This is a genomic window from Rickettsia asembonensis (genome assembly GCF_000828125.2).
Lineage (GTDB): Bacteria > Pseudomonadota > Alphaproteobacteria > Rickettsiales > Rickettsiaceae > Rickettsia > Rickettsia asembonensis.
Genome location: NZ_JWSW01000064.1, coordinates 1 through 3,226 on the forward strand (window position 1 = coordinate 1; position 3,226 = coordinate 3,226).

Genomic DNA, 3,226 nt, shown 5'->3' on the forward strand with positions numbered 1-3,226 from the left:
TTATCTCTCAACACTTCCATAAAACACCATATAAATCTATCCTTTAAACTTCTTAGTTACTTCAACTATTCTTTTATCAAATAAATTAGCAGTTTTTAAATCGCCCACGGTAGAAGTAATATCAGGAGAGGATTTGTGATTAGATTGAGTTATAAGTCCTGACCAGCTACCCAAGCGGTTAATTTTATCCGGATCAGGCATCTCATGATCGGCAAAATTGGGTGAGCTTTCCGCTTGCCCAACCCAAATCATACAATGCTGCATAGCGAAGTGAAATAGCTGCTGAATACTGCATAACTTATCGCCTGAATAAGAAGCGGAATTAGTAAAAGCTGCTGCTATTTTATCTTTCCATTTTTGTTCGGCCCATTTTGCCGAGGTAGAATCCATAAATGTTTTAAATGTACCTGCTAAACTACCCATATAGGTTGGGATTCCAAAAACGATAGCATCCGTATTATCTAATAAATCCCAATCGATATTATCAGGTTTGTCTTTATTTATTTGTATAATAGAAACATTTGCTCCTGCTTCTTTTACGCTCTTGTATAGTTCTTCAGCTACTTTTGCAGTATGACCGTACCCGCTTAATATACGATAGCTACTTTAACCATTTTATTCTCCATATAAATATTACAACTAAATTGTTATTGCGAGGAGCGTGTTGTTGCATGGCTCGAAAAACGCCTTCGTTGTCATACCGTGGCTTGTCCACGGTATCCAGAAAAAAACTAAAAATATCAATATTATTGATATTTTTAACTGGATCCCGTGAATAAATCACGGGATGACAGGAGGAAAATCGAGCCATACTAATCACCTCTCTCCTATAAGCCTACAATAAACTCGGCTTCAGTTTTAGACTTTATTTCCTCAATAGTAACATCGTCAGCCTTTCTAACTAATATCATTTCATCTTTATCAATATCAAAAATTCCAAGATCGGTAATTACTCTGTTAACTACTTTTTTACCTGTTAACGGAAAGCTGCATTCTTTTAATAATTTAGCACCGCCGTCTTTTGCGTTATGTTCCATTATAATAACTACTCTTTTGGTGTTAGCGACCAAATCCATAGCTCCTCCCATACCTTTAACCATTTTACCTGGAATAGTCCAGTTGGCAAGATCGCCTTTTTGTGAGACTTGCATAGCACCTAAAATAGTTAAATCGACATGCGAACCTCTAATCATCCCAAATGAAAAACTACTATCGAAATAGCTGCTTTCAGGAATAGCAGTAATAGTTTGCTTACCGGCGTTAATTAAATCAGGATCTTCCTCTCCTGCGTAAGGAAACGGTCCCATACCAAGCATACCGTTCTCGCTTTGAAATATTACATTCACTCCTTTAGGTATATAATTTGCTACATGCGTAGGCATACCTATACCAAGATTGACATATAATCCGTCTTTAAGTTCCTCTGCGGTTATCTGATAAATTTCTTCTTTGCTCCAAGCCATATCTTATTTTTCCCTGACGGTTAATTGCTCAATACGTTTCTCATATTTTGCACCTACTATTAATCGCTGTATGAAAATATTAGGTGTGTGAATATTGTTAGGGTCAAGTTCTCCCACCTCAACTATTTCCTCTACTTCACAAACTGTAACTTTAGCGGCACCTGCCATGACTGCATTAAAATTTCGTGCAGTTTTATTGTAAATCACGTTGCCGCTTTTATCAGCTTTAAAGCCTTTAATAATAGCAAGATCGGCTTGCAACGCTGCTTCCATGATATATTTTTCGCCGTTAAACTCCTTTGTTTCTTTACCTTCTTCGACTATTGTACCTATACCTGTTTTAGTATAAAAAGCCGGAATTCCCATGCAAGCAGCTCTAATTCGTTCAGCTAAAGTTCCTTGTGGGTTTAATTCAAGCTCAAGTACTTTATCAAGATATTGTTGCTCAAAAATCTTATTTTCTCCGACATACGAAGAAATCATTTTTTTTATTTGTTTAGTTTGAAGAAGAAGCCCAGGTCCGAAATTATCAACACCGCAATTATTGCTTATAATCGTTAAATTTTGAACATTGCTTTTAAGAAGTGCATTTATTAAATTTTCAGGAATACCACATAGACCGAATCCGCCCGACATTATAGTCATGCCGTCATAAAGAAGTCCTTCAAGTGCAGCTTCAGCCGAAGGATAGATTTTATTCATAAATTTAAAATTATTTAATATCTATTATTTAAGAAACTAGGAGGATTTTCAAAAGAAGTCAAGGACATACGCAAGTTTGGTATATTAAAAAAATACTTTACAAATTTAAAATAGTATATCGTAGCTACTTATGATTAATAAAAATTAATGATACTATGAAATTAAATAAACTAAATTTAGCTATGGCTGCTTGTCTTTTATATTCATCATCAGTATTAGCAACTGCATCAAATATTGATGACGATATGACAATTCAAGAAAATTCTAAGAAAAATTATAGTTATGTAATTACTTATGATAAAAATATGTCCTCAAGAGCAAGTAGTGATGCTGCTATGTCATTGATTGAAGGTTATCGTCAATTAGATGATGCTATGTTTGCCGATTCAGATAATATAGCTATGAAAATCTTAAGTTATATTACAAGATTTACTGCTACATCTTGGATTATGGTAGGTAATCATGAGATAGGCAGTCATGGAGCAAGAGCAAGAGAGTTTGACTTAAAAGTAACAAAATATGAAGTAGATCCTTTTGAGGGTACAACATATTTTAAAACTAAAGATTTTAATTCTTTGCAAGTTCATAAGCAAATTGCTATAGATACAGGTGGGATTCAAGCAAGCTATTTGTTATCTGAAAATATTAAAGATAGATATATGACAAGTAACAAAATTAATCCTACTTACGGTATAGGTTATTTATGGACAAGACTAGATCAAGCAAGTTATATTTTTAGTACTAAGTTTGATGGTAAAGATAAAGACGGTAATGATATAAATGCATATGTAAAAGCGATTAACTCCATATACGGTAAAAATTATATTACTAAAAATAAAATTCGTTCATATGCTTATTTAGATTTATTTGATCCGTTTTTAGTTTATTCAGGTTATTCATTTGTAATGAATACTAACTTAAATGATATTCCTATGATTGAATTAGAACCGGTTAAATATTTACCTGCGACTAGAGCAATACTTGCTCCATACGGTTTAGAGCGTGGTTTAGTTAACCATTTTGTTGTTGATAATAAATGGAAGTGTTGAGAGATAAGATAA

General features: G+C 33.5%; 4 protein-coding genes and 1 pseudogene. 1 reads left to right on the top strand and 4 read right to left on the bottom strand.

Annotated features, from left to right (window positions below):
• Window positions 1-36: 36 nt before the first annotated feature.
• The 4 genes and pseudogenes from SB78_RS11145 to SB78_RS05610 all read right to left on the bottom strand — a co-directional run bounded on the left by SB78_RS11145 (window position 37) and on the right by SB78_RS05610 (window position 2,165).
• Window positions 37-252, bottom strand: a complete 216-nt coding sequence (locus SB78_RS11145) for a hypothetical protein (protein WP_041079230.1) — start codon at window positions 250-252, stop codon at window positions 37-39.
• Window positions 253-294: 42 nt separating this feature from the next.
• Window positions 295-594, bottom strand: a pseudogene (locus SB78_RS11150) (flavodoxin family protein); the annotation flags it as partial.
• A gap of 233 nt (window positions 595-827) precedes the next feature.
• On the bottom strand, window positions 828-1,463 hold the full coding sequence (locus SB78_RS05605) for a 3-oxoacid CoA-transferase subunit B (RefSeq protein ID WP_041079227.1): 636 nt from the start codon (window positions 1,461-1,463) through the stop codon (window positions 828-830).
• A gap of 3 nt (window positions 1,464-1,466) precedes the next feature.
• On the bottom strand, window positions 1,467-2,165 hold the full coding sequence (locus SB78_RS05610) for a CoA transferase subunit A (RefSeq protein WP_041079229.1): 699 nt from the start codon (window positions 2,163-2,165) through the stop codon (window positions 1,467-1,469).
• Between the two features lie 155 nt (window positions 2,166-2,320).
• Here SB78_RS05610 and SB78_RS11155 point away from each other — a divergent pair, with 155 nt between their 5' ends.
• The gene (locus SB78_RS11155; RefSeq protein ID WP_241773786.1) at window positions 2,321-3,214 is read left to right on the top strand and encodes a hypothetical protein; all 894 of its coding nucleotides are present in this window, start codon (window positions 2,321-2,323) and stop codon (window positions 3,212-3,214) included.
• The last annotated feature ends 12 nt before the right edge of the window (window positions 3,215-3,226 follow it).

Excerpts from the sequence above, each read along its gene's own strand:
- SB78_RS11145 (WP_041079230.1), bottom strand. The coding sequence starts at position 252 with ATGATTTGGGTTGGGCAAGCGGAAAGCTCACCCAATTTTGCCGATCAT.
- SB78_RS05605 (WP_041079227.1), bottom strand. The coding sequence starts at position 1,463 with ATGGCTTGGAGCAAAGAAGAAATTTATCAGATAACCGCAGAGGAACTT.
- SB78_RS05610 (WP_041079229.1), bottom strand. The coding sequence starts at position 2,165 with ATGAATAAAATCTATCCTTCGGCTGAAGCTGCACTTGAAGGACTTCTT.
- SB78_RS11155 (WP_241773786.1), top strand. The coding sequence starts at position 2,321 with ATGAAATTAAATAAACTAAATTTAGCTATGGCTGCTTGTCTTTTATAT.